Source organism: Actinomyces sp. S6-Spd3, assembly GCF_000758755.1.
Classification (GTDB): domain Bacteria; phylum Actinomycetota; class Actinomycetes; order Actinomycetales; family Actinomycetaceae; genus Pauljensenia.
The window spans coordinates 1-562 of sequence record NZ_JRMV01000180.1; the positions used below are offsets into that span (position 1 = coordinate 1).

The window sequence follows — 562 nt, forward strand, 5'->3', positions numbered from 1 at the left end:
GGGAGCACGCCTTCTACCTGGATTACAAGAACGTGAAGGCCGACTACGTGAAGGCCTGGTGGAACGTCGTTAACTGGGAGGACGTTGCGAAGCGCTTCGACAACGCCCGTGCCAAGTTCGGTGACCTCCTGGTAGTTAACGCCTAAGCTAACTGCCTGGTAATACTCATTTCAGCCCCGCTCCGTGATTTGGAGCGGGGCTGAAACTCTACCTAAGCAGTGATCTTTTAGCCGACATCAGCGAGGGCTTCTACCGGGGATGCCTTCGCGGCCAGGCGAGCCGGCACAATCGATGCCATCAGGGCCGCCAGGAACGAGATCAAAGCAGCAACTGCAACCTGATCCCACGGGATAACCAGGTGACGCGTAGCCTCGCCAATGGGAAGTGCATGCAGTCCAAGCGCTCCGTATCCGATTCCCATGGCCACGCCCACGAGGGTGGCTACGCCTGCAATCAGTACGGTCTCCCAAGTGATCATGCGACGCAGATCGCCCTTGGTCATACCAAGTGCTCGCACCATCGCATTCTCACGTCGGCGCTCAACCACAGACAGGGCGAGCGT

At 58.5% G+C, this 562-nt stretch carries 2 protein-coding genes; one reads left to right on the forward strand and one right to left on the reverse strand.

What is annotated here, in order from left to right:
* The coding region (locus tag HMPREF1627_RS01065) for a Fe-Mn family superoxide dismutase (RefSeq protein WP_034500399.1) at positions 1-146 on the forward strand (146 nt) is incomplete at its 5' end.
* Positions 147-226: 80 nt separating this feature from the next.
* Here HMPREF1627_RS01065 and HMPREF1627_RS01070 read toward each other — a convergent pair.
* On the reverse strand, positions 227-562 hold a 336-nt coding region (locus HMPREF1627_RS01070), incomplete at its 5' end, for an ABC transporter permease (protein WP_158705792.1).